A 22,053-nucleotide genomic window follows, 5' to 3' on the forward strand; every position below is an offset into this window, starting at 1 on the left:
GTCAGATTATCGGCGCGGCGACGGACGATGGATGGGCGGCCGGGCCACGGGCGGACGCGCAACCGGCGGGCGCGCCACAGGCGGTGTCGGGCGGGCTGGTGGCTTGGCGATCGGCGGTGTCGGCCGAACTGGTGGCCTGCCCGCGGGCGGGTTGGGCCGCACCGGTCGGTCGATATCAACATCCACGTTTACGTCGTGGTAATAGTCGTTCCACAGCATCGAGTCATAGAACGGGTCATACCCATATCCGACCCCGACCGTCACACCATCGCAGGCGGATAAAGAGAAACTCGCAGCTCCAAGGCCCAGCGCCAGAAACAGACGTTTGATCGATTTGATGGTCATCAGCGCCTCTCCTTACTGTACGGCCCGGAACGACGCGAAAACATCATTCAGAAGGTCGACATAGGCCGGATCGGCCCCGTCACGCAGGATCGCCACAACAACGGCCACGCGGTCCTTTGGCAGGTCGATAATGGTGGCAGTAAAGTTGATGCCGCGCCCGTCTCGTGTGCCGGTGCCGCGGATTACACGTGCCGGCAAACCCCCGATCCGGCTGTCGGATGTACTGGTAACCGTCGGGTCCTTGACCAGAAACTTGTCGATATCCTCAAGATACCGCAAACCACCCTCGATCGAGGCGACCCCCGTCGGAGAGACAAATCCCATCCAGACATTGTCATCGGTCACGGGCCGCACGCCCATGACACGCGCAACCGCGCGCGGGTCACCCAGTTCGGTGTCCTCAATCTCGCGCGGGCCGCCGGTACGCACGATCCAGAAATCGGGCGCAGCAAAGCTGAACAACGCGCGCCCTGCATCGGTATACGTGATCGGAGTATCCGCCGAGGCGGGTGCCACAGCCCCCAGCCAAAACGCGGCACAAACGGCCAAAGCCGTGCTAGAAAAAATACGCATATCTCAATAACCTGATGATTTCCTTGCCATCAGATTGAACGAGACCCAGCTGTTTTGTCCAGCGTCTGTTTGTAACGCCCTCAAAAAACCCGCGCCCAGATTACTCAGGACGCGGGTGTGTTTTCGTGTAGCTGAGATCAGGTACGGGCGTCGCCGACCAGTTTCCAAAGGCCCGGGATCAGCAGAGCGGCGAGCGCCAGTTTGATCGCATCGCCCATCAGGAACGGTGTCAGGCCCCATTCCAGGATCGGCTTGTCCCAGCCGTAAAGCTGACCCAGCCACAGCAGGCCGGGCACATAGATCAGGACGTTCGCCAGAACCAACGCCAGCGCCAGTTTACCAACCGAGCGATCCCATCCGCGCGCAGCGAGTGCGCCCAGCAACACAGTGGCCAGCAGGTAGCCGACCAGATAACCGCCGGTGCCGCCCATCATATAGGTCAGCCCGAATTTATCGGCCGAGGACCCCGCAAACACGTCAAAGCCCAGCGCACCGACCAGCAGATAGCCCAGCATGGTGATCAGTCCCAGGCGCGCGCCGTATGCAGTGCCGATGGTCAGCACGGCAAAGGTGCCCATGGTGATCGGAACCGGCCACATCGGCACCTTGACCTTCGCGGCAATCGCCAGCGCCAATATACCCAGAGCCACCAGTACAACCTGTTTCACGCGCAGCGCTGTGCCCTCGCGCGGGCCGATTGCTTCGGCCAGAACACTTGTATTCATTTTCGTTTCTCCACATCCGGATGGAAATTCGGGCCCATCAAAGCCTATTTCACATCGATACTTCAAGATGATTGCGCTATCGAGGGCGGTACTCGGTCTTCATCTCATAAGATTTTCGCGGCCCCGAGACGGTCCAGCTTACGGACCAAACGGGCCAACCCGAGAAATCATAGACCGCATCATAGCTGTCTGGCGGACAATCATGATGATCCCTAGACTGCGCTTGCCCAAGCTTCAATACGTGAAAATACCGCTCGTCATCGAAAAGGATCGCAACTCGGTCGCCGGACTCCTGCCATAGATACCGCCGCGTGCCTTTCATCGCGGCCTGCCCCGGTATCTGCAAGGTCACGTCCTCATCATAGATCAGGCCCTGTTTGTCCGGGCGCAGTACCGCCTGCCCCTCGGCCTGCACGACCTGCCCTGCCCGCGTGTCGTGAATGGTGCGGGTCAGGCTCCACTTGCCCTCGAAATCGGACAGGCTGAGCGGCAAAGTCATTCCGCGAAGGTTCCGTCAGTGGTTCCGCCCGCGTCATCCACGAACCGGATCACTTCACCGCTTTGTTGCACGTCGTAACAGGCCCACAGATCCGAAGGGGGCCAGAGCGAGCAATACCGGTCTTCACGCACGGCCCAGCGCCCCGCACTGGGTCTTCCCGAAAAATACTGGGTCAGCATCGTTTCATCGAAGGTCTGCCAGACACCCTCTCCGTAATCGAGCTTTTGGCCAGCCAGAGCCTCCAAAATCTCGTCTCCGGTCAGCGTCCGGAACTCTTCTGCGGCCAAAAAGCCGGGCCAAAGGGCCAAAATCAGGGCAAACCGTCTCATACCTGCACTCGTGCCTTGTTCCCTCGGGGCTGCGGGTTTAAACCGCGCGCGAACGCCTTATCCCAACCACAAAAAGGTCTCGCCGCCAATGATTCCACGTTATTCCCGCCCCGATATGGTCGCCATCTGGTCGCCCGAGACCAAGTTTCGCATCTGGTATGAGATTGAAGCCCATGCCTGTGACGCCATGGCCGACTTGGGCGTGATCCCGCGTGAGAACGCCGAGGCCGTGTGGAAAGCCAAGGACGTGGAATTCGACGTCGCCCGCATTGACGAGATCGAGGCCGTCACCAAGCACGACGTCATCGCTTTCCTGACCCACCTGGCCGAACATGTCGGCAGCGAAGAGGCGCGTTTCGTCCATCAGGGCATGACCTCTTCGGACGTGCTGGACACATGTTTGAACGTGCAATTGACCCGCGCCGCCGACCTGCTGATCGCCGACCTCGAAGGTCTGCTGGCCGCCCTCAAGCGCCGCGCGATTGAACACAAGAACACAATCCGCATCGGTCGCAGCCACGGCATCCACGCCGAGCCGACCACCATGGGCCTGACCTTTGCCCGTTTCTACGCCGAGATGGATCGCAACCTGTCCCGTATGCGCGACGCCCGTGCAGAAATCGCCACCGGCGCGATCAGCGGCGCAGTTGGCACCTTCGCCAATATCGACCCGCGCGTCGAGGAACATGTCTGCGATCAGCTGGGTCTGGTGCCCGAGCCGATCAGCACGCAGGTGATCCCACGCGACCGCCACGCGGCGTTCTTTGCAACACTGGGCGTCATCGCCAGCAGCATCGAGAACATCGCGATCGAAATCCGCCACATGCAGCGGACCGAGGTGCTGGAAGGGGCCGAATTCTTCTCGATGGGTCAAAAAGGCTCGTCGGCTATGCCGCACAAGAAAAACCCGGTCCTGACCGAGAACCTGACCGGTCTGGCGCGGATGGTGCGCGCGGCCGTGATCCCAGCGATGGAGAACGTGGCGTTGTGGCACGAGCGTGATATTTCGCACTCCTCGGTCGAACGCATGATCGGCCCGGACGCCACGATCACCTTGGATTTCGCACTGGCCCGTCTGACCGGCGTGATCGACAAGATGCTGATCTTCCCCGAGAATATGCTCGAGAACATGAACAAGTTCCCCGGCCTTGTAATGAGCCAGCGTGTTCTGCTGGCGCTGACCCAAGCCGGAGTCAGCCGCGAAGATGCCTATGCAATGGTTCAGCGCAACGCGTTGAAGGTCTGGGAACACCGCACCGATTTCAAAGAGGAACTGCTGGCGGACGCCGACGTCACCGCCGCGCTGAGCCCCGAAGAGATCGAAGAGAAATTCGACCTCGGCTATCACACCAAGCACGTCGACACGATCTTCGCCCGCGTCTTCGGCGAATAAATCCAGGCCGATCAAACGGTTCAAGAGGGCCCGGGTCGCACAACGCGATCCGGGTCCTGTTCTTTTGCCAAAATGGGCAAAATCGGCTATTGTGCGCCTGTATTTCCGAACGGGAGAAACAGCATGATCCGCACTCTTATCTGCGCATTGGCCCTTGCGTGTTCCGCATCCGTCGCTCTGGCCTGCAGTGGTCATTCCAAGCAAACCCAGTCTTGCGCACCGGGTACATATTGGGATGCTGAAAGCCAAACTTGCGCGAAAAACGCCAGTAGCTGAAAAAGTTCTTTCCTACCTGTGAATAAAAGCGAGCAGCCGATTGTTAGCTTTTTATCAGATCGCGCTATGCTTGATCAGAGCAGCCCAAAGAACGGAGTAGGAAAATGCGCCTCGTATTAGTTTCAGCTATTGCCCTTCAGGCCTTTGCCTTCGCTCCGGCCCTATATGCGGCCGGCGGTGGCGGTGCCACCACCCCACCGAAACCCACCAACACGACTAAAAAATGCCTGTTCGGCCGAGTCTATGACAAGGACGCCGGGCGTTGCGTCAAGCCGAACAAGACCAACTTTACCCAGGATGAACTCTACGACGCCGTGCGCGAGCTGGCCTATGACGGCCAATTCGAGAATGCGCAGAACATCCTGAGCATTATGGATCAGGACGATGATCGTGTGCTGACCTATTGGGGCTTTACCTACCGCAAAATGGGCGAGCTTGAGCTAGCGAATGTCTTCTACACCAACGCTATCGAGGCCAACCCGGACAACATCCTTGCCCGCAGCTATATGGGTCAGGGATTTGTGACCGAAGGTAAAACCGATCTGGCCATCGAACAATGGCGCGAGATCAAGGCGCGTGGCGGCGAAGGCACCTGGGCCGAAGCGTCCCTGCGCGAAGCGATCCGCACCGGGCTGACTTATAACTATTAAGCTTCAGTCTTTCTTTACCCGACTCTCCGTAATCTGCCTGTGGAACAGAACTTTGGCACCGCAGGCAGATGCAGGACACGAACACTTTGGTACAGGTGGCACCGGGGGCGGCTCCGGTGGCCGATCAGAAGGACGACGCTCCCCGCGTCGTTCCCCGCACCCTCAGCAACCGGCAGAAGGCCGCCATTGTCGTCCGGCTTTTGCTGAACGAAGGCGCCGATATCCCGCTGGAAGAACTTCCCGATGATCTGCAGGAAAAACTGACCCATCAACTGGGTCAGATGGGTCTTGTCGATCGCATCACGCTGGATGCCGTGGCGCAGGAATTTGCCGAGGCGCTGGACAGTGTTGGCCTGTCCTTCCCGCATGGTCTGGCGGGGGCTTTGGACGCAGTGGATGGCAAGATCGGTTCGGCCACGGCGGCGCGGCTCCGCAAGGTGGCCGGAGTGCGCCAGATCGGTGATCCCTGGCAGCGCCTGCGTGAAATCCCGACCGAGGATCTTGCCGCGATGGCGCAGGCCGAAAGCACTGAAATTGCCGCCGTGATGCTGTCAAAGCTGGAGACTGCAAAAGCAGCGCAGTTGCTGGGCCACCTGCCCGGCCCTGTTGCACGGCGGATCACCTATGCGATCTCGAAAACCGCCAATGTCACGCCCGAAGCAGTCGAGCGGATCGGCTGGTCGCTGGCGGCGCAATTGGATCAGCGCCCGTCTCAGGCCTTTGCCGATGGCCCCGGCGCGCGGGTTGGTGCGATCCTGAACCAGTCAGCGGCATCCACACGCGACGGGTTGCTGACCGCGCTGGACGAAGAGGATTCGGATTTCGCCAGCGTTGTGCGCCGCTCGATCTTTACCTTTGCCCATATACCGGCACGGGTTTTGCCCCGCGACGTTCCCGCAATTCTGCGTGGCGTGGAACAGGCCGATCTGGTCACAGCGCTGGCGGGTGCGGCAGCGGAGGACGACAAAACTGCGGCGGAATTCATGCTATCCAACATGTCCACGCGTATGGCAGACAACCTGCGCGAAGAGATGTCGGAACGCGGCAAGGTCAAGCAATCCGAGGCCGAAGTGGCGATGACGCAGATCATCGGCGCCATCCGTGCCTTGGTGGACGAAGGGACGATCACACTCATCGAGGAGGCAAGTGAGGACTAGGCGAACGGTCCAAGCCATCGGAACGCTTGTGGTCAGAGATCACGCCTTGTATGTCTGGCGCGGCAATTCGCAACAGCCGGTGAGACCAGATTATGCCAGCCGAAAAGTCGGAACTAAGCCGCGGGGCGCTACGGAAATACTATATCACCGGCCTGCTTCTAAAAGGTGTCATCGGCGCGATGCGCTTACTACCTTATGAGCGTCGTATCGCTACAATGGGGGCCATCCTACGCAGCCTCGCCCCCGTTATTGGCATTACCAAGCGCGTGCGCCGAAATTTGGAACTGACTTGCCCGGAGTTATCTGAAGCTGAGATGCAGCGCATCTGCCGTGCCGTCCCTGACAATGCAGGCCGCGCAATCATGGAACATTTCTCGCCCGAAGGGTTCACCGAACGCCAAAGAACCGCCAAGATTTCCGGCCCCGGCATCGCGGCCTTTGACGCAGCCGTGGCCGAAGGTCGCCCGGTGATGATGATCACGGCGCATTTCGGCCACTACCTTGCTGCCCGGATTGCCCTTCAGGCCCGCAGCGGTCAGCCCATCGGGTGCCTGTACCGTCGCATGGCAAACCCGTATTTCAACGACGCTTACGTGGAAGCGTTCTACAAAACCGGTGCGCCCATGTTTGAACAGGGTCGTCGCGGCATGGTCGAGATGGTGCGCTCACTCAAAAAGGGCGGCATCATCGCCATCGTCTCGGACCTTCACGCTCATGGCGGGGAAGAGCTGACGTTCTTCGGCAAACCGGCGGTCACGTCGATTCTGAACGCTGAGCTGGCGATGAAATACAAGGCCGAGCTGATCCCCTGCTACGCCATTCGACAGCCCAACGGCATCGATTTTGAGATCGTACTGCACGATCCGGTTCCGCATACCGACCCCAAGACCATGACCCAGTTCACCAATGACGATCTTGAGGCCGTGGTCAGGCAGCATATGGGGCAGTGGTTCTGGATTCACCGGCGCTGGAAGGCCTGGAACGGGCTTGGCGTGCAGCCCGAGGACATGCCCTGATCACTTGACCCGGGCAGCGGCAACGATCGGGCCGTGCCCGGCCCTCTGCACCAGAACAACGGCTGGCAAGTCCGACGTCAATTCAGCCGAAAACTGTTGCGGCGCGACCCCGTCCCACTGCCCGGCCACCTGCCAGGAGTCCACAACGTTGGCGTAATCCAACTCGTGCCCCGCCAGCTCACCCCGACGGATCGAGGCATGGCGCATCGGTGAATACTGTACCACCCTGACGTCATAGGCCTCGCCTTCGGGCAACTCGACAGGGGCGACATCAACCGTCACCTCATTGCCCGACCGCTTGGCCACGACTTCGGCCTCGGGCGTGGCTGTCAGATGCGCGTTGATCAGGCGCTCCAATTCGCGCGATTGCGCACCGACCACATCATGCTGACCGTTTATCACCATCTGTGGCGTGTAGATCATCGTCCGCCCGCCCTGACGCGCGTACGCACGCTGGCGCAAGGTGTGATCGGGATCGGCATATTCGTCCTCCCACCCGATGTAGTCCCAATAATCCACGTGCAGGGCCAGACCGATCACATCATCGCGTTTGGCCAGATCATGCATCAGACGGTCGGCCGGTGGGCAGGAGGAACAGCCCTGCGACGTAAACAGCTCGACCACCACAGGATCGTTTTCAGCCGCTGCGGGCACGGCAAGACCAAGCACAGTGGCAATGATGGCGGATCTGAGCATGTTTGACCTCGGGGTGATAACTTTTCTGTTTGCGACCGATAAGATACCTGAATGGTTTAAACCCTTTGGACCTCACCCTCCAATCAAGGTTTCTTGAAACCACCCTGCCCCAACGATGCGTGACTCGGCAGAACCGGACCAACTTTGCACGTCTTGGTCCTTGAACCCCGGCGAAACGTGATAAAGATTGCTATCAGCGAACCCCGTTACCCAAGTCATTTGAGAGGGAGCCAACTCATGCCCATTAAAGTCGGACAGGATACCGCCAAGACGCGCCGCAGCCTGAACGTAAACGGCAAATCCATTTCCTATTATTCGATCCCCGCCGCGCAAGAGGCCGGTCTAGGCGATTTTTCGAAACTCCCTGCCGCGTTGAAAGTCGTGCTGGAAAACATGCTGCGATTTGAGGATGACGGCTTTTCCGTCTCGGTCGATGATATCAAGGCGTTTGGCGAATGGGGTGCCAATGGCGGCAAAAACCCACGTGAGATCGCCTATCGCCCTGCCCGCGTACTGATGCAGGACTTTACCGGCGTTCCCGCTGTGGTCGATCTTGCCGCGATGCGGGACGGGATCAAGGGGCTGGGTGGTGACGCGCAAAAGATCAACCCGCTGAACCCGGTGGATCTGGTCATCGACCACTCGGTCATGATTGACGAATTCGGCAACCCGCGCGCCTTCCAGATGAACGTGGATCGCGAATATGAACGCAACATGGAGCGCTACCAGTTCCTGAAATGGGGTCAGAGCGCGTTCAACAATTTCCGCGTTGTGCCCCCCGGCACCGGTATCTGTCACCAGGTGAACCTGGAATACCTGGCCCAGACCGTCTGGACCGACACCGATCAGAACGGCGAAGAAGTCGCCTATCCTGACACGCTGGTTGGCACCGACAGCCACACCACAATGGTCAACGGTATGGCCGTTCTGGGTTGGGGCGTCGGCGGGATCGAGGCCGAGGCCGCGATGCTGGGTCAGCCGATCTCTATGCTGATCCCCGAGGTTGTCGGCTTTGAACTGACCGGCGCGATGGTCGAAGGCACCACCGGAACCGACCTCGTACTGAAGGTGGTCGAGATGCTGCGCGAAAAGGGCGTGGTTGGGAAATTTGTTGAATTCTACGGCGAAGGTCTGGACCGCCTTCCGCTGGCCGACCGCGCGACCATCGCCAATATGGCCCCGGAATACGGCGCGACCTGTGGTTTCTTCCCAATCGACGGCGAAACCCTGCGCTACATGCGCAACACCGGGCGTGACGAGGACCGTCTGGCGCTGGTCGAAGCCTATGCTAAGGAAAACGGATTCTGGCGGGATGAGAATTATGCGCCCATTTACACCGACACCCTGTCGCTGGACATGGGCACCATCGTCCCCGCCATCTCGGGCCCGAAACGCCCGCAGGACTATGTGGCACTGACCGATGCCAAGGCGGCTTTCCTGAACGAGATGGAGAAGACCTTCAAGCGCCCGATGGGCAAAGAAGTCTTGGTCAAAGGTGAAAACTACGCAATGGAGTCGGGCAAGGTCGTGATCGCTTCGATCACTTCCTGCACCAACACCTCGAACCCATATGTGATGATCGGCGCTGGTCTGGTGGCGAAAAAGGCCCATGAGCTGGGCCTGAACCGCCAGCCCTGGGTCAAGACCTCGCTGGCGCCCGGATCGCAGGTTGTGTCGGAATACCTTGAGGCTGCCGGTCTGCAACAGCATCTGGATGCCATCGGCTTCAACCTTGTGGGCTATGGCTGCACCACCTGCATCGGTAACTCGGGCCCGCTTCAGAAGGAGATCAGCGAAGCCATTGCAGAAGGCGATCTTGTCGCTACCTCGGTCCTGTCCGGCAACCGCAACTTCGAAGGCCGCATTTCCCCGGACGTGCGCGCCAACTATCTGGCCTCACCGCCGCTGGTGGTCGTCTACGCGCTGGCGGGCACCATGGACATCGACCTGACCTCGGAACCGATCGGGCAGGACAAGGATGGCAACGACGTCTTCATGAAGGACATCTGGCCAACCCAAAGCGAAATTGCGGAACTGGTCGAGCAGACGGTGACCCGCGATGCGTTCCAGTCGAAATATGCCGATGTCTTCAAAGGCGACGAGAAATGGCGCGATGTCGAGGTTCCGCAACAGGAAACCTATGACTGGCCGCCCACATCGACCTATATTCAGAACCCACCCTATTTCCAGGGCATGGGGCCTGAGCCAGGCACGATCTCGAACATCGAGGGGGCCAAGGTTCTGGCCATTCTGGGCGATATGGTCACTACCGACCACATCTCGCCCGCCGGGTCCTTCGCGACCACCACGCCTGCGGGCAAGTACCTGATGGACCGACAAGTTCAGCCGCGTGAGTTCAACTCGTACGGCTCGCGCCGGGGCAACCATGAGGTCATGATGCGCGGCACATTCGCCAATATCCGTATCAAGAACGAGATGCTGGATGGTGTCGAAGGTGGCTATACCAAGGGGCCGGATGGCGAGCAGACTTCGATCTACGACGCGTCGATGGCCTATCAGGCGCAGGGCACTCCGTTGGTGGTCTTTGGCGGCGAGCAATACGGCGCGGGCTCGTCCCGCGACTGGGCGGCCAAAGGCACCGCACTGTTGGGCATCAAGGCCGTGATCGCCGAGAGCTTTGAACGTATCCACCGATCGAACCTCGTTGGTATGGGTGTCATTCCGTTCGAATTCACCGGCGGCGACAACCGCAAGACGCTGGGGCTGACGGGCGACGAGACCGTCTCGATCCACGGGCTGGACTCGGTTGAGCCGCTGCAAGAGGTGCCATGCACCATCACCTATGCCGACGGTGCCGAGAGAACCATTCTCCTCAAGTGCCGCATCGATACAGCGCCCGAGATCGAATACATCGAGAACGGCGGCGTGCTGCAATACGTGCTGAGAAACCTTACGAAAGCGGGCTAATTGCCTGATTCAATACAAAATAAAGGCCACCAGCTATGCTGGTGGCCTTTTTTGATCGGGTTGAAGCAACCGTTCAAACTTCGACGATATCGTCTTTCAGGCTGGCGACAAATTCCGCGATCTCTCCTTGCATGTCGGTCGGGATCGACAAGGCGTTCATGCTATCCACCGCGTGCCCCAAAAAGCGGTTCCAATCATCCTCGCTGATTTTCATTCCCACATGCGTGATTTTCATGTCGCGCCCGGTATAGTGCAGCGCACCGCCGGTTTTGGCGACAAGATAGTCGACCAGCAACTGATGCTCCCGGGCGATCCCGTCTGCACCGCGATTGGCCCAGAAGCGCCCCAAAACTTCATCCGCCATCATTTTGGGCATCAGAGTGTCGGCAAATGTCGCGATGGCGTCATAGCCACCCAGCCGGCTATAAAGGCTTGCTTGTTCAGTCATGTCGTTTCCGTTTGTCAGATGATGATCTGGAATGTCTATCAGACCGCGCCAGGCGTTAGTTGACATTGGTCAAAACGGCTGTTCATCGGTCGGCAAGCGGAATTGATCACACTCGGGACAAGCCCTAAACGACAGATTTTTTGGCAGTGACCGGAAAGTGGCGAAAACCCTAGCGGCCTGCTTTCTCAAGCGCTGGTCGGATGGTGCTTTCGATCACGCGTTGGGTAATTGGCCCGGCAAACCGCAGGATGATCGTGCCTTCGCCATCGATCACATAGGTTTCAGGCACACCATATAGGCCCCAGTCCAGCGCCATACGTCCCTGCTCATCCCGTCCCATAGCCTTGTACGGGTCACCCAGATCGGTCAGGAACGCTTCGGCGTTGTCCAACTTGTCTTTATAGTTGATGCCATAGACCGGGATGCCTTCTTCGGACAGCGCCTCAAGGTTCGGATGTTCGGCCCGGCAGGGGGCGCACCAACTGGCCCAGTAGTTGACCAGCTTAACCTCGCCGTCGCGCAGGGTCGCATCGTCGAACATCGTCTTGCCCGGAAACTCGGTCAGAACGACCGGCGGCGCGGCCTGGCCCTGACGGGCCGACGGCAGCGTGTCGTCCGAGCCATCTTGCAATTGCACCAAGGCGGCGACCGCAAAAAGGCCGAAAATCACCGGAGGCGCAATCATCAGGGGCGAAATCTTAGCCATTGCGCGTCATCCTTTGTTCGACTTTTTCCATCTCGGCCCGAACCTTGCGCCCGCGCGCGATGCTGAACACGATCAGCAGTACCAGCAGCCCGATCGAGGCCGCATAGGACCACAGGACCGTATCGGCATATTTTCCAAGATCAGGGATCATCCGTTTACCCTTTCCCGCGCCAGCAGCGCCTTGATCCGCCGCGCCCGGATTTCAGTGCCGGTGCGATACAGAACCAGTGCGATGAACAACAGCACGAACCCGATGATGCACAGCAGCAGCGGATAGAAATAAATGTTGCTGACCTTTTCTTCCGTATCCGCTCCGGTCACGGCCGCTGCGCGCATCACCGATGCGCCCTGATGCAAGCCTTGGTTCCAGAAATTCACCGCATAGCGGCTGAGGAGCGCAAAGACCGACCCCACAAGACACAGGACCGAGGTCAGATCGGCCGCTGTATCGGGGTCTTCGATCGCTTCCCACAGGGCAACATAGCCCAGATAGAACAGGAACAGGATCAGGAACGAGGTCAGGCGCGGGTCCCAGGCCCACCATGTGCCCCACATCGGTTGGCCCCAGATCGCGCCGGTCGCCAATGCGATTAGCGTCATAACGATGCCAATGGGGGCCGCTGCACGGGCAGCCAGTGCACTGACATGGTGCCGCCGCACCAGCCAGACCAACGAGGTTGCTAGCATCATCAGCCAGCAATTGATCGCCATCAGCGCCGCCGGCACATGCAGGTATATGATCTTGACGGTCGAACCCTGCTTGTAATCGTCCGGCGTGAAGAAGAACCCCCAGACCAATCCGACCACGATAAATGCAAGCGAGGTCAGCCAGAAAAACGGCATCACCCGTTCGCTGGTGGCAAGGAACTTGCGCGGGTTGGCGTATTCCCAGAGGGCGTTGGCTTTGGCTGCGATAGACATGGGCCTTATCTAGTCCGAGTCGGGTGCGTTCTCAATTGACATTGGTCAAAGTTTGAACGCGTCACCGAAGGTTGATGCGCAGAACGGCTGCGCTGGCAAAGGGCAGCAGTGCGATGGTGGCTGCCGTAATCCCCGCCAGCATCAGCAGAGGTGTTTGTGTTTCCATCCCTGTGGCGCCGCGACGCGCAACTTCGGCGCCAAAGATCAGGGTCGGCACGTAAAGCGGCAGGACCAGCAGCGACAGCAGCAAGCCGCCGCGCTTCAAGCCCACCGTCAGGGCCGCGCCGAAGGTGCCGATGACACTCATGGCCGGGGTGCCGATCAGCAGCGAAACCACCAGCCAGAAGAACCCCGGCACCGGCAGGTTCAACAACACGCCCAGAAACGGCGCGGCCAGAACAAGCGGCAGACCGGTGGTCAGCCAATGTGCCAACGCCTTGATCGAGACCACCGATTCCAGCGGCAACGGCGCGGTGGCCAGCAGGTCGAGCGAGCCGTCCTCCCAATCCAGCGCCAACAGGCGGTCCAGCGACAGCAGACAGGCCAACAGAGCGCCCAGCCACAGGATGCCGGGCGCAATGGTCGACAACAGCGACGATTGCGGCCCCACCGAAAACGGCACCAAGACGGTTACGATCAGAAAGAACGCTAGTCCGAGGCCAAAGCCCCCACCCGCGCGGAAGGCCAATTTCAGGTCACGCAGCAAAAGGGCGATCACAGGAAGCCTCCGTCGAAATCGTCGATGGGTTTGGGTTTCGCCTTGTTGGGGCCGACGTCCAGAACCTCTCCATCCAAGCCAAGGTCGATATGGGTTGCGATCAGGGCCGAACCGCCCTGCCCCAGATGCGCCCGCACAGCATCGGCGAACATCTGCACGGCGTTTTTGTCCAAAGACACGGTAGGTTCGTCCAACATCCAGATCGGCCGTCCGGTCACCAGCATCCGTGCTAGACCCAAGCGCCGTTTCTGCCCCGCCGACAGATTGCCCGCGTGGCGATCCGATAGCTCATTCAGCGCAAAGGCGTCCAGTGCGGACTGAATGCCATTCGTGCCGAAAACCGAGGCCCAGAAGGTCAGATTTTCCACGACTGACAAAGTCGGCTTCAACCCATCGGAATGCGAGGCATAAGCGATCTGATCCTCGGCCCCGTCAATCTGTCCGGTCAAGGGCGGCTGCAATCCTGCCAGAGTACGCAACAGCGTCGTCTTGCCGATGCCATTCGGCCCGCGCAGGATCAGCGCCTTGCCCGGGTGCAGCGCAAAGCTCAGCCCCTCAAGGACGGGAACGCCACCACGGGCGATGGCCAGATCGGTCACAGTCAATGTCATGAGTTCCGCTTATCTGATTGCTGACAGAGGCAAAAGGCGAGATTTGCCGCAGGCCCTGCGAGCGGGTCAGACCGGCAATAACGCCAGCGCAACACGGCGGCCTTCGGACAACAGCACATTGTAAGTGCGGCACGCCGCAGGGGAGTTCATGATCTCCACCCCTAACCCCGCATCCTCAAGCGCCGTACGCAAGTCGGATGGGATATGCGTCAGTGCCTCTCCGGTGCCGATGAACAGAACGTCCACCGCCTCGGACAACGCCAGCAGCGGCGCATCGTCGGTGTATCCGCCCCAGTCCGAGGTTCCAGTAGGTCCCGTTAGAACGGCCCCATTGTAAACCTGCCCGCCGATGCGGAAAAAGCCGGGGCCGTAGCCGTCAACCGGAACTGCGTTGTTATAGGTGATCTCATTCAGGCGCATGGACACCTTCTAGCCCCAAAGCGGCAGCCCCGACAAGGCCGCAACCGCGATCGCCAGATAGGCAGCGGCGCGGTAAAGCCGTTCGTATTCGGGCCGGAACAGCCAGCCCCCCAGCCAGTTGCCCAGCAAGTTCGGCACGGACAACACCAACCCCAAAGCCACAGCGGGCCAGGTGACCCGCCCCATGCCGGTCAGAAAACCGAGGATGAGGAAATCAAAGACAAACAGGAACAGCAGGATTGTGGCCCGGATCACCTCGACCGGTAAGGGGCGAGACATGTAGAACAGGATAACCGCAGGACCGGGCAACCCAGCCACGCCGCCCAGAAAACCAGCCGCACCGCCGATACCGGCGACCATCGCGCGACCGACGCGACCATGATACCGCAACCCGAGAATCAGCACGGCCAGCATGAAGAGCGCCAAAAAGCTGACCGCGTAACGGAACACTTCGGGCTCAACCCGCGTCAGTACCCATAGTCCCACCGGCAGCAGCAACGCGCATCCGGCTGCAAGTCGGACCAGATCACCACGATCCACCGCACGCCAGGCCCTGCGCAGGTTCGGCAGCGGTCCGAAGATGTCCATGATAGTCAGACCGATCAGGGCTCCGAACGGGCCAAGGAAGGGGGTGGAGATCGGCAGAAAGATCAGCGCGGTGCCAAAGCCGGAAAACCCACGCACAATGCCGCCAAGAAAGGCCGCAAAAACGATAACGGCCAGCCCCGTTGGGGACTGGCCGAAAATCTCAGGCGTCGATGTTGGCAAACTGATTGCCCGCCGTATTGGACGGCTTGGACCAGTCGCGCTTGACCCCCAGCCACAGCAGGATGGTCGAGGCCACGAAGACCGACGAATAGGTCCCCACGATCACACCCCAGATCATCGCGAAGACAAAGCCGCGGATCACGTCGCCGCCCAGCACATAAAGCGAGATCAGCGCCAGCAGCGTTGTCACCGAGGTCATCACCGTCCGGCTGAGCGTTTCGTTGATCGAGATGTTCAGAACTTCTTTGAGGTCCTTCTTCTTGTACTTCCGCAGGTTCTCACGCACCCGGTCGAACACGACCACGGTGTCGTTTAGCGAGTAACCCACAATGGTCAGAAGCGCCGCAATGATGGCGAGATCGAACCGGATTTGTAGCTCCGAGAAGATACCGATGGTCAGGATCACGTCATGCACCAACGCGGCGACAGCCCCCAGCGCGAACTGCCATTCGAAGCGCAGCCAGATGTAGACCAACACCGCCCCGATAGCGAGCATCACCGCGATCACGGCGGTCTGGATCAACTCGCCCGACACTTTGGGACCAACGGATTCGACCGAGACGAATTCGATATCCGGCACGGAAACCTTCAACGCCTCTTCCACCGCGGTGACCGTGGCGGCCGAGACCGCCTCGGCATCGGCCTGCGCCTGAATGCGGATCATGGCGACATTTTCGTCCGCCCCGAAGGTGGGATCGAAAATCTCGGTGATCGTCACATCGCCCAACTCCAGCGGCGCGATGGCGTCACGATAGGCACCGATGTCGATCTCTTGCGTGGATTGGGTCCGGATCGTGGTCCCGCCGCGGAAGTCGATACCAAAGTTCAGCCCCTGCAGCATGAACGAGGTGAAGGCCACAACCATCATCAGGGCCGAGATGCCCAGCCAAACTTTCCAGCGGCTGAAGAAATCGAACGAGGTGTTCTGGGGTACGAGTTTCAGTCTCATGTCAAACCTCGATCGTTTTCGGACGGCGGCGTTCGAACCACATCACGACAAACAGGCGCGTGACGAAGATCGCGGTGAAGGCCGAGGTCAGGATACCAAGTCCCAGCGTAATTGCGAAACCGCGCACCGGGCCGCTGCCCATGGCAAACAGGATCACAGCAGTGATGAACGTCGTCACGTTAGCGTCGACAATGGCCGACAGCGCCTTTTCATAACCCAATTCGATGGCACGCGCCGGGCCTCTGGCGGATTTTAGTTCCTCGCGGATACGTTCAAAGATCAGCACGTTGGCGTCCACCGCCATACCCACCGTCAGGACGATGCCGGCAATACCCGGAAGGGTCAGCGTGGCGCCGATCAGCGACAGCAGGCCAAAGATCAGACCCACGTTGATGATCAGCGCGATATTGGCGAACACGCCGAACAGGCCATAGCTGAGCGCCATGAAGCTGAGCACAGCGACAAAAGCCACGATGGTCGCGGTTTTACCCGCGTCAATGCTGTCCTGACCCAACTCTGGGCCGATCGTGCGTTCTTCGAGGAACTCCAACCCGGCGGGCAGCGCGCCAGCACGCAGCAGAACGGCCAGATTGGTGCTTTCCTCGACAGTGAAGTTACCAGTGATGATCCCCGATCCGCCGGCAATATGTGCCTGAATCACAGGGGCCGAGATCACCTCGTCATCCAGTACGATGGCGAAAGGAGCGCCGATGTTGTCGCGGGTATAGTCGCCGAACTTGCGCGCGCCGGATGTATTGAACCGGAAGCTGACCGCCGGGCGACCATTCTGGTCGAACGAGGGCTGAGCATCCACCAGTTCCTCGCCTGTCACGACGGGAGCGGATTCGATGATGTAGTACACGCCACTTTCATCAATCGACGGAACCACTTCTTGCCCGATTCCCGCAACAGCATCCGGGTCGGTGCCGCGACCAACAACCGGGTTGAAGGTCAGCTGCGCCGTGGTGCCGATGATCTCTTTCAATTCACCCGCGCTGCCGATGCCCGGCACCTGGATCAGGATACGGTCGGCGCCCTGGCGCTGAATGGTGGGCTCACGTGTGCCGACCTCGTCGATCCGGCGGCGGATGATTTCCAGCGCCTGACGAACGGTGCGGTCGTCCGAGGCCAGCTTCTCGGCCTCTGACAATTGCACGACAAGGGTATTGCCCTCGGCGCGCACCTCGATATCGGTGGCACCAACGCCGGTCAGCGTCTGGACCTGACGGGCCAGACCGCGCACAACCTCCAGCGCTCGGGACATCCCTTCGGGCTGGCTGATGAGCACGCGAATCTCATCGGGGGCCGATTCCTGTTTGCGGATCGTGCCGACGGTTGCGCGCTCGTCCCGCAGGGCGTCGCGGACCTCGGGCCACATCGCCTCCATCCGGGATTCGTAGACATCTTCGACCTTCACTTCGGCCAAGAGATGCGCCCCGCCGCGCAGGTCGAGGCCAAGATTGACCAGCGACGACGGCAGCCAGTTCGGCCATTGCGCCGCCTGCGCCTGCATTTCGGGGGTGTCGATGCCAAGCTCGATCGCGGCCTTGGCATCGTTGGATTGCTCGACGCGCGTGTAGAACGCATTCGGCAGGGCCATCAGCAAGCCGGTCACGCAGACCAACCAGATCAGAACCCGCTTCCAGGTATCAATTTGCAGCATTACCCTGCCTTTTCAAGGGATTATCGCGCGAAATTACTTCGCCGGTTCGGTCTTGTTCAGAACCTGAGCGATGGTCGACTTGACCACACGGACCTTGACGTTCTCGGCCAGTTCGACCTCGATCTCGTTCTCGCCTTCCTTGACCTTCGACACCTTGCCGATCAGACCACCCTGAGTGACCACCTGATCGCCCCGGCGCACGGCTTCGACCATGGCCTGGTGTTCCTTCATCTTCTTCTGCTGCGGACGGATCAGCAGGAAATACATGATCGCGAAGATCAGGATCAGCGGGAGAAACTGGGCGATTGCGCCACCTTCCATGGGATATTCCTTTTGTTTTGATGATGCGGAGGGCTCCGCAAATTTGGCGAGAACCTATGCTTTGAGTTGCACCTTTGCAAGCAAAGGCGGCGCTGTGACCCATCTGAACCCGACCCGACCCTACCAAGAACACACAAAGCGTTGCAGATATGCCCTATGAACATTGCCGAAACCGGGTATAGTTCGGGGCAAGGGGGACACATGGTACGGTATTTCAAGCCCTTCCTTTTATTGCCTTATTTCTTGATCCCACTGGTGTTGAGCCTGTGGTTTTCGGGTCCTGTTTGGGCACAGGAAACGCCCGTCGAAAATGTCACGTCCGAGGTCGACGAGTCGGATGCTTTCATGGCCCCTGTCATCGTGGATGGGGACGTTTTGTTTCAGGTCCGGGGGTCCAGCGCCCTGCCCGCGCCAGAGCGCGCGGAAGGCGTGCAGAACAAGATCATAGAAATTGCCGAGGCCTCGGACGCGCCTTCGGTCGAGATCACCTATGAAGAGACCGAACTTGGTACATGGATTATGGCTGATGGCGAGAGAATCTCGATCGTCACCACTGCCGATTCCGAGCTGGACCAGATGGAGTTGGACGTCCTCAGCGTGCTGCACGGCACTGCGATCAAACAAGCCATCGAGGCTTATCGCGCCAATCGCACCGAACAGGCGCGTGTATCCGGTGCTATCGAAGCCGCCGCCTGGACGTTCGGTTTTGTTGCCTTTGTCGTGGCCATCGTATGGTTGCACCGAAGAATTCGGCGGCGCACGCTGAAATTCGTCGCGCACCACCTGAAGGATGTGGAAACCGCCACTGCCAAAAGCGTCCAGGCCGAAGCAATTGCCGCATTAGTCCGGTACGGGCTGAACTTCGTTCTTTTGGTGATCTTTTTTCTGGGCTTCTACTACTATCTGTCCTTCGTCTTGCTGGCCTTTGCCGAAACCCGGTACTTTGCGCAGCTGCTGCTCACCTATCTGACCGAGCCGGTTCTGCTGATCTTCAGAGGTATCCTTAGCTACATCCCAAATATGATCATGCTGGGTCTGATCGCCTGGGTGACGATTTACATCATCAAAGGGTTGCGTGTGTTTTTTGATGCGGTCGAGGCCGGCTCATTCGACATGGGCGATTTCGAGAAACATTGGGTCAGCCCTACATTCAACATCGCCCGCGTCGTTGTCATCCTGATCGCGCTGGTTTTTGCGGTGCCCTACATACCAGGCTCGGATTCGGCTGCGTTTCAGGGCCTGACTATTCTGGTAGGCGCGATGCTGTCGCTGGGGGCGAACTCGGTCGTATCGAACATGTTGGCCGGACTGTTCGTGATCTATCGCCGTTCAACCTCGATCGGGGACCGCATTCAGATTGGGGATCATATTGGCGACGTGGTTCAGATCAAGCTGATGGAGACGCATCTGAAATCGATCAAAAACGAACTGATCTCGATCCCCAATGCGCAATTGATGAATTCGGACGTGGTAAATTTCTCAAAGAAAACCGATGGCAGTGGGCTGCTGCTGCACACCACAGTCGGCATCGGCTATGAAGAACCGCCCGAGAAAGTCGAAGCGATGCTGATCGAGGCCGCCCATCGGACCAAGGGGATCAAGGCCAAGCCGGAACCCTTTGTTTTGTGGACCGCTCTGGCGGATTACGCGATCAACTATCAGATCAACGGCTATACCACGCGCGGTAGCATCATTCCGAAAATCCGATCGGACCTGCATCGCAACATCGTGGCCGTGTTCAACGAGAATGGTGTGCAGATCATGACGCCCTCTTACATGGCTGATCCGCCCGAGCCAAAAATCCCGGCAGAGGAATGGGATGGCCATCTGGCACATGAATCGCACGAGGGCACGGATATGTCGTAACCGGTGCTACACCCTGCCTTTCAGATGGTGCATAAGCGGTTTCAGTGATTCACGCATTTAAGGATCTGAACCATGCACGACATCCGCGCCATTCGCGAAAACCCAGCCGCCTTCGACGCCGCTCTTGCGCGCCGTGGGGACGCGCCGGTGTCGTCAGATTTGCTGAGGCTGGACGAAAGCCGCCGCGCCAAGATTCTGGCCGCTGAAACTGCACAGGCCGAACAAAACAAGGCCAGCAAAGAGGTCGGCGCTGCCAAAGGGCGTGGCGATGAGGCCGAGTTCGAACGTCTGCGCGCACTGGTCGCCGAGAAAAAGGCCGAGGTCGCCCGGATGCAGACCGAAGCTAAGGATCTGGACGCCCTATTGGCCGACCAGCTGATCCGCATTGCCAACCTGCCCGCCGAGGATGTCCCCGCAGGCGCAGATGAGAACGACAATGTCGAGATCAACCGCTGGGGCACGCCGCGCGAACTGGACTTTGCGCCCAAAGAGCATTTCGAGATCGAAGCCGTTCAGAACGGTATGGACTTTGAGACCGCCGCCAAACTTTCCGGCTCGCGTTTTGTGCTGCTGTCCGGCGGTGTCGCACGCATCCACCGCGCGCTGGCGCAATTCATGTTGGACACGCATATCAACGAAAACGAACTGACCGAGGTGAACGGCCCGGTTCTGGTTCTGTCCGAGATGATGCAGGGCACCGGCCAGTTGCCGAAATTCGGTGAAGACAGCTATCAAACCCGCGAGGGCTGGTGGCTGATCCCGACCTCCGAGGTCTCGCTGACCAATATCGTCAACGACACGATGATCGAGGAAAGTTACCTGCCCCGCCGCTATACCGCGCATTCGCTGTGCTTCCGGTCCGAAGCCGGCAGCGCCGGTAAAGACACCCGTGGCATGCTGCGCCAGCACCAGTTTGAAAAGGTCGAGATGGTCTCGGTCACCCATCCGGACAAATCGGACGACGAGCAGAAACGCATGCTGCGCTGCGCCGAGGGGATTCTGGAAAAGCTGGGCATCCCCTATCGCACCGTGATCCTGTGCACCGGAGACATGGGCTTTGGCGCGCGCCGTACCTACGACATAGAGGCATGGCTGCCCGGTCAGGACACCTATCGCGAGATCAGCTCTGTCTCGACTTGCGGTGACTTTCAGGCCCGCCGCATGAACGCGCGCTTCCGTCCCGAAGGCGGCGGCAAGCCGGAGTATGTTCACACGCTGAACGGCTCGGGCCTAGCCGTTGGTCGCTGCCTGATCGCCGTTCTGGAAAACGGCCAGAACGCCGATGGCACAGTCACCCTGCCCGAGGTTCTGGCCCCCTATCTGGGCGGCAAGCTGACCCTGCAGCTGGACGGCACGCTGGCATAAAAAAACCGGCGCCACACACGGCACCGGTTCGACAATCCAAAAGGCGGAGAAGGCTTACTTCTTCGCCTTTTTCTTATCCTTCTTCTTGTCTTTGCTTTTTTCTTTCTTCTTGTCGTCTTTTTTCTTTTGATCTTTTTTCTTGTCGTCCTTCTTGGACTTTTTGTCTTTTTTGGCCTTGGCCTTCACCTTGTCCTTGGCCTTCGAGAATACGGCTTCCATCTCTTGCAGCTTTTTGGCGGCCTTTTCAGCCTTGGCTTTGGCTTTGGCCTTCTTGCGGGCTTTTGCTTCGGCTGCCTCGGCAGCGGCCTTTTCCTCGGCTGCCTTGCGTGCAGCGTCTTCGGCGCGTTTTTCGGCAGCTGCGGCGGCTACGGTTTTCCGGGCCGCGGGTCTGCGCGTCGCAGGTTTACGGGCCGGGGTGCGGCGCGTAGCGGGCTTGGCGGCAGCCGGTTTTCTGGCCGCAGGTTTCGCTGCCGGTTTGGCGGCAGCAGGTTTGGCCGCAATCGCCTCTTTCGCTGCAGCGATCAACAACGGCGCACGGGCAGCACCAATACCGGAAACTTTGACCAGGTCGGCGGGGCTGGCTTTGGCGATGGCTTCGGCGGTCTTGAAACCATTTGCGGTCAGCGCTTGCCCTAGCGCCTCACCTACACCCTTAACGTTGGTCAGTGCGGTCATTGCGAGTCCTTTCTTTTTTCCTGCGCCCTATCGTA

The 22,053-nt window shown here is 59.4% G+C and carries 25 protein-coding genes; 7 read left to right on the forward strand and 18 right to left on the reverse strand.

Annotation, left to right across the window (positions count from 1 at the left end; genetic code table 11):
* Positions 1–6: 6 nt before the first annotated feature.
* From GOX63_RS04630 to GOX63_RS04650, 5 genes are all read right to left on the reverse strand, one after another.
* On the reverse strand, positions 7–345 hold the full coding sequence (locus GOX63_RS04630; RefSeq protein ID WP_170325310.1) for a hypothetical protein: 339 nt from the start codon (positions 343–345) through the stop codon (positions 7–9).
* Between the two features lie 12 nt (positions 346–357).
* A complete protein-coding gene (locus tag GOX63_RS04635) occupies positions 358–918 on the reverse strand; it encodes a hypothetical protein (protein ID WP_170544896.1) in 561 nt (186 codons plus the stop codon).
* A gap of 137 nt (positions 919–1,055) precedes the next feature.
* Positions 1,056–1,643: a biotin transporter BioY gene (locus tag GOX63_RS04640; RefSeq protein ID WP_170325312.1), complete on the reverse strand. Its 588-nt coding sequence runs from the start codon at positions 1,641–1,643 to the stop codon at positions 1,056–1,058.
* Between the two features lie 76 nt (positions 1,644–1,719).
* A complete protein-coding gene (locus tag GOX63_RS04645) occupies positions 1,720–2,142 on the reverse strand; it encodes a DUF6314 family protein (protein WP_170544899.1) in 423 nt (140 codons plus the stop codon).
* Complete coding sequence (locus tag GOX63_RS04650) at positions 2,139–2,471, reverse strand: hypothetical protein (protein ID WP_170544902.1); 333 nt, start codon at positions 2,469–2,471, stop codon at positions 2,139–2,141. The genes GOX63_RS04645 and GOX63_RS04650 overlap by 4 nt, the downstream gene beginning before the upstream one ends.
* An 88-nt stretch (positions 2,472–2,559) precedes the next feature.
* Between GOX63_RS04650 and purB the strand changes: the two genes are divergently transcribed.
* The 4 genes from purB (at position 2,560) to GOX63_RS04670 (ending at position 6,963) form a co-directional block, all read left to right on the forward strand.
* On the forward strand, positions 2,560–3,864 hold the full coding sequence (gene purB, locus GOX63_RS04655) for an adenylosuccinate lyase (protein WP_170544905.1): 1,305 nt from the start codon (positions 2,560–2,562) through the stop codon (positions 3,862–3,864).
* 380 nt (positions 3,865–4,244) lie between these two features.
* Entirely contained in the window at positions 4,245–4,790 is a 546-nt protein-coding gene (locus GOX63_RS04660) for a tetratricopeptide repeat protein (RefSeq protein ID WP_170544908.1), read from the forward strand.
* A gap of 68 nt (positions 4,791–4,858) precedes the next feature.
* A complete protein-coding gene (locus GOX63_RS04665; RefSeq protein WP_170544909.1) occupies positions 4,859–5,947 on the forward strand; it encodes a flagellar motor switch protein FliG in 1,089 nt (362 codons plus the stop codon).
* Between the two features lie 92 nt (positions 5,948–6,039).
* Positions 6,040–6,963, forward strand: a complete 924-nt coding sequence (locus tag GOX63_RS04670; RefSeq protein ID WP_170325318.1) for a lysophospholipid acyltransferase family protein — start codon at positions 6,040–6,042, stop codon at positions 6,961–6,963.
* Here the strand turns inward: GOX63_RS04670 and GOX63_RS04675 are convergent, their stop codons facing one another.
* Positions 6,964–7,659 (reverse strand): DUF1223 domain-containing protein, encoded by a 696-nt coding sequence (locus tag GOX63_RS04675; RefSeq protein WP_170325319.1) that lies wholly within the window; start codon positions 7,657–7,659, stop codon positions 6,964–6,966. It lies immediately after the preceding gene.
* Between the two features lie 237 nt (positions 7,660–7,896).
* Between GOX63_RS04675 and acnA the strand changes: the two genes are divergently transcribed.
* Entirely contained in the window at positions 7,897–10,587 is a 2,691-nt protein-coding gene (acnA, locus tag GOX63_RS04680) for an aconitate hydratase AcnA (RefSeq protein ID WP_170325320.1), read from the forward strand.
* A gap of 73 nt (positions 10,588–10,660) precedes the next feature.
* On the opposite strand, the gene GOX63_RS04685 is transcribed toward acnA, so the two are convergent.
* The 11 genes from GOX63_RS04685 to yajC form a co-directional block, all read right to left on the reverse strand.
* Positions 10,661–11,035 (reverse strand): group I truncated hemoglobin, encoded by a 375-nt coding sequence (locus GOX63_RS04685; protein ID WP_170325321.1) that lies wholly within the window; start codon positions 11,033–11,035, stop codon positions 10,661–10,663.
* A 169-nt stretch (positions 11,036–11,204) separates the two neighbouring features.
* Positions 11,205–11,741, reverse strand: a complete 537-nt coding sequence (locus tag GOX63_RS04690) for a DsbE family thiol:disulfide interchange protein (protein ID WP_170325322.1) — start codon at positions 11,739–11,741, stop codon at positions 11,205–11,207.
* Positions 11,734–11,892 (reverse strand): heme exporter protein CcmD, encoded by a 159-nt coding sequence (ccmD, locus tag GOX63_RS04695; RefSeq protein ID WP_170325323.1) that lies wholly within the window; start codon positions 11,890–11,892, stop codon positions 11,734–11,736. Before ccmD ends, GOX63_RS04690 begins: the two co-directional genes overlap by 8 nt.
* Entirely contained in the window at positions 11,889–12,662 is a 774-nt protein-coding gene (locus tag GOX63_RS04700) for a heme ABC transporter permease (protein WP_170325324.1), read from the reverse strand. The genes ccmD and GOX63_RS04700 overlap by 4 nt, the downstream gene beginning before the upstream one ends.
* A gap of 61 nt (positions 12,663–12,723) precedes the next feature.
* Positions 12,724–13,380 (reverse strand): heme exporter protein CcmB, encoded by a 657-nt coding sequence (gene ccmB / locus GOX63_RS04705; protein ID WP_170325325.1) that lies wholly within the window; start codon positions 13,378–13,380, stop codon positions 12,724–12,726.
* Positions 13,377–13,991, reverse strand: a complete 615-nt coding sequence (gene ccmA, locus GOX63_RS04710) for a heme ABC exporter ATP-binding protein CcmA (protein ID WP_170325326.1) — start codon at positions 13,989–13,991, stop codon at positions 13,377–13,379. Before ccmA ends, ccmB begins: the two co-directional genes overlap by 4 nt.
* A gap of 66 nt (positions 13,992–14,057) precedes the next feature.
* Positions 14,058–14,411 carry an Mth938-like domain-containing protein gene (locus GOX63_RS04715; protein WP_170325327.1) on the reverse strand — a complete coding sequence of 118 codons (354 nt, stop codon included), beginning with the start codon at positions 14,409–14,411 and terminating at the stop codon, positions 14,058–14,060.
* Between the two features lie 9 nt (positions 14,412–14,420).
* Positions 14,421–15,179 carry a sulfite exporter TauE/SafE family protein gene (locus GOX63_RS04720; RefSeq protein WP_170325328.1) on the reverse strand — a complete coding sequence of 253 codons (759 nt, stop codon included), beginning with the start codon at positions 15,177–15,179 and terminating at the stop codon, positions 14,421–14,423.
* Entirely contained in the window at positions 15,160–16,128 is a 969-nt protein-coding gene (secF, locus tag GOX63_RS04725; protein WP_170325329.1) for a protein translocase subunit SecF, read from the reverse strand. Before secF ends, GOX63_RS04720 begins: the two co-directional genes overlap by 20 nt.
* 1 nt (position 16,129) lies before the next feature.
* A complete protein-coding gene (secD, locus tag GOX63_RS04730) occupies positions 16,130–17,791 on the reverse strand; it encodes a protein translocase subunit SecD (RefSeq protein ID WP_170325330.1) in 1,662 nt (553 codons plus the stop codon).
* 33 nt (positions 17,792–17,824) lie between these two features.
* Positions 17,825–18,112, reverse strand: a complete 288-nt coding sequence (gene yajC / locus GOX63_RS04735) for a preprotein translocase subunit YajC (RefSeq protein WP_170325331.1) — start codon at positions 18,110–18,112, stop codon at positions 17,825–17,827.
* Between the two features lie 201 nt (positions 18,113–18,313).
* On the opposite strand from yajC, the gene GOX63_RS04740 reads away from it, so the two are divergent.
* Together GOX63_RS04740 and serS are read left to right on the forward strand one after the other, a co-directional pair.
* Entirely contained in the window at positions 18,314–19,978 is a 1,665-nt protein-coding gene (locus GOX63_RS04740; protein WP_170544912.1) for a mechanosensitive ion channel family protein, read from the forward strand.
* Positions 19,979–20,050: 72 nt separating this feature from the next.
* The gene (gene serS, locus GOX63_RS04745) at positions 20,051–21,343 is read left to right on the forward strand and encodes a serine--tRNA ligase (protein ID WP_170325333.1); all 1,293 of its coding nucleotides are present in this window, start codon (positions 20,051–20,053) and stop codon (positions 21,341–21,343) included.
* A 54-nt stretch (positions 21,344–21,397) separates the two neighbouring features.
* On the opposite strand, the gene GOX63_RS04750 is transcribed toward serS, so the two are convergent.
* Positions 21,398–22,018 carry a helix-hairpin-helix domain-containing protein gene (locus tag GOX63_RS04750; RefSeq protein ID WP_170325334.1) on the reverse strand — a complete coding sequence of 207 codons (621 nt, stop codon included), beginning with the start codon at positions 22,016–22,018 and terminating at the stop codon, positions 21,398–21,400.
* Positions 22,019–22,053 lie beyond the last annotated feature (35 nt).

Source organism: Ruegeria arenilitoris (assembly GCF_013031355.1).
GTDB lineage: Bacteria > Pseudomonadota > Alphaproteobacteria > Rhodobacterales > Rhodobacteraceae > Ruegeria > Ruegeria arenilitoris_C.

Excerpts from the sequence above, each read along its gene's own strand:
- GOX63_RS04750 (WP_170325334.1), bottom strand. The coding sequence starts at position 22,018 with ATGACCGCACTGACCAACGTTAAGGGTGTAGGTGAGGCGCTAGGGCAA.
- GOX63_RS04630 (WP_170325310.1), bottom strand. The coding sequence starts at position 345 with ATGACCATCAAATCGATCAAACGTCTGTTTCTGGCGCTGGGCCTTGGA.
- GOX63_RS04685 (WP_170325321.1), bottom strand. The coding sequence starts at position 11,035 with ATGACTGAACAAGCAAGCCTTTATAGCCGGCTGGGTGGCTATGACGCC.
- GOX63_RS04740 (WP_170544912.1), top strand. The coding sequence starts at position 18,314 with ATGGTACGGTATTTCAAGCCCTTCCTTTTATTGCCTTATTTCTTGATC.
- GOX63_RS04690 (WP_170325322.1), bottom strand. The coding sequence starts at position 11,741 with ATGGCTAAGATTTCGCCCCTGATGATTGCGCCTCCGGTGATTTTCGGC.
- serS (WP_170325333.1), top strand. The coding sequence starts at position 20,051 with ATGCACGACATCCGCGCCATTCGCGAAAACCCAGCCGCCTTCGACGCC.
- ccmA (WP_170325326.1), bottom strand. The coding sequence starts at position 13,991 with ATGACATTGACTGTGACCGATCTGGCCATCGCCCGTGGTGGCGTTCCC.
- GOX63_RS04670 (WP_170325318.1), top strand. The coding sequence starts at position 6,040 with ATGCCAGCCGAAAAGTCGGAACTAAGCCGCGGGGCGCTACGGAAATAC.
- GOX63_RS04635 (WP_170544896.1), bottom strand. The coding sequence starts at position 918 with ATGCGTATTTTTTCTAGCACGGCTTTGGCCGTTTGTGCCGCGTTTTGG.
- GOX63_RS04660 (WP_170544908.1), top strand. The coding sequence starts at position 4,245 with ATGCGCCTCGTATTAGTTTCAGCTATTGCCCTTCAGGCCTTTGCCTTC.
- GOX63_RS04665 (WP_170544909.1), top strand. The coding sequence starts at position 4,859 with ATGCAGGACACGAACACTTTGGTACAGGTGGCACCGGGGGCGGCTCCG.
- secF (WP_170325329.1), bottom strand. The coding sequence starts at position 16,128 with ATGAGACTGAAACTCGTACCCCAGAACACCTCGTTCGATTTCTTCAGC.
- GOX63_RS04675 (WP_170325319.1), bottom strand. The coding sequence starts at position 7,659 with ATGCTCAGATCCGCCATCATTGCCACTGTGCTTGGTCTTGCCGTGCCC.
- ccmD (WP_170325323.1), bottom strand. The coding sequence starts at position 11,892 with ATGATCCCTGATCTTGGAAAATATGCCGATACGGTCCTGTGGTCCTAT.
- purB (WP_170544905.1), top strand. The coding sequence starts at position 2,560 with ATGATTCCACGTTATTCCCGCCCCGATATGGTCGCCATCTGGTCGCCC.
- GOX63_RS04640 (WP_170325312.1), bottom strand. The coding sequence starts at position 1,643 with ATGAATACAAGTGTTCTGGCCGAAGCAATCGGCCCGCGCGAGGGCACA.
- yajC (WP_170325331.1), bottom strand. The coding sequence starts at position 18,112 with ATGGAAGGTGGCGCAATCGCCCAGTTTCTCCCGCTGATCCTGATCTTC.
- GOX63_RS04715 (WP_170325327.1), bottom strand. The coding sequence starts at position 14,411 with ATGCGCCTGAATGAGATCACCTATAACAACGCAGTTCCGGTTGACGGC.
- acnA (WP_170325320.1), top strand. The coding sequence starts at position 7,897 with ATGCCCATTAAAGTCGGACAGGATACCGCCAAGACGCGCCGCAGCCTG.
- secD (WP_170325330.1), bottom strand. The coding sequence starts at position 17,791 with ATGCTGCAAATTGATACCTGGAAGCGGGTTCTGATCTGGTTGGTCTGC.
- GOX63_RS04700 (WP_170325324.1), bottom strand. The coding sequence starts at position 12,662 with ATGTCTATCGCAGCCAAAGCCAACGCCCTCTGGGAATACGCCAACCCG.
- GOX63_RS04645 (WP_170544899.1), bottom strand. The coding sequence starts at position 2,142 with ATGACTTTGCCGCTCAGCCTGTCCGATTTCGAGGGCAAGTGGAGCCTG.
- GOX63_RS04650 (WP_170544902.1), bottom strand. The coding sequence starts at position 2,471 with ATGAGACGGTTTGCCCTGATTTTGGCCCTTTGGCCCGGCTTTTTGGCC.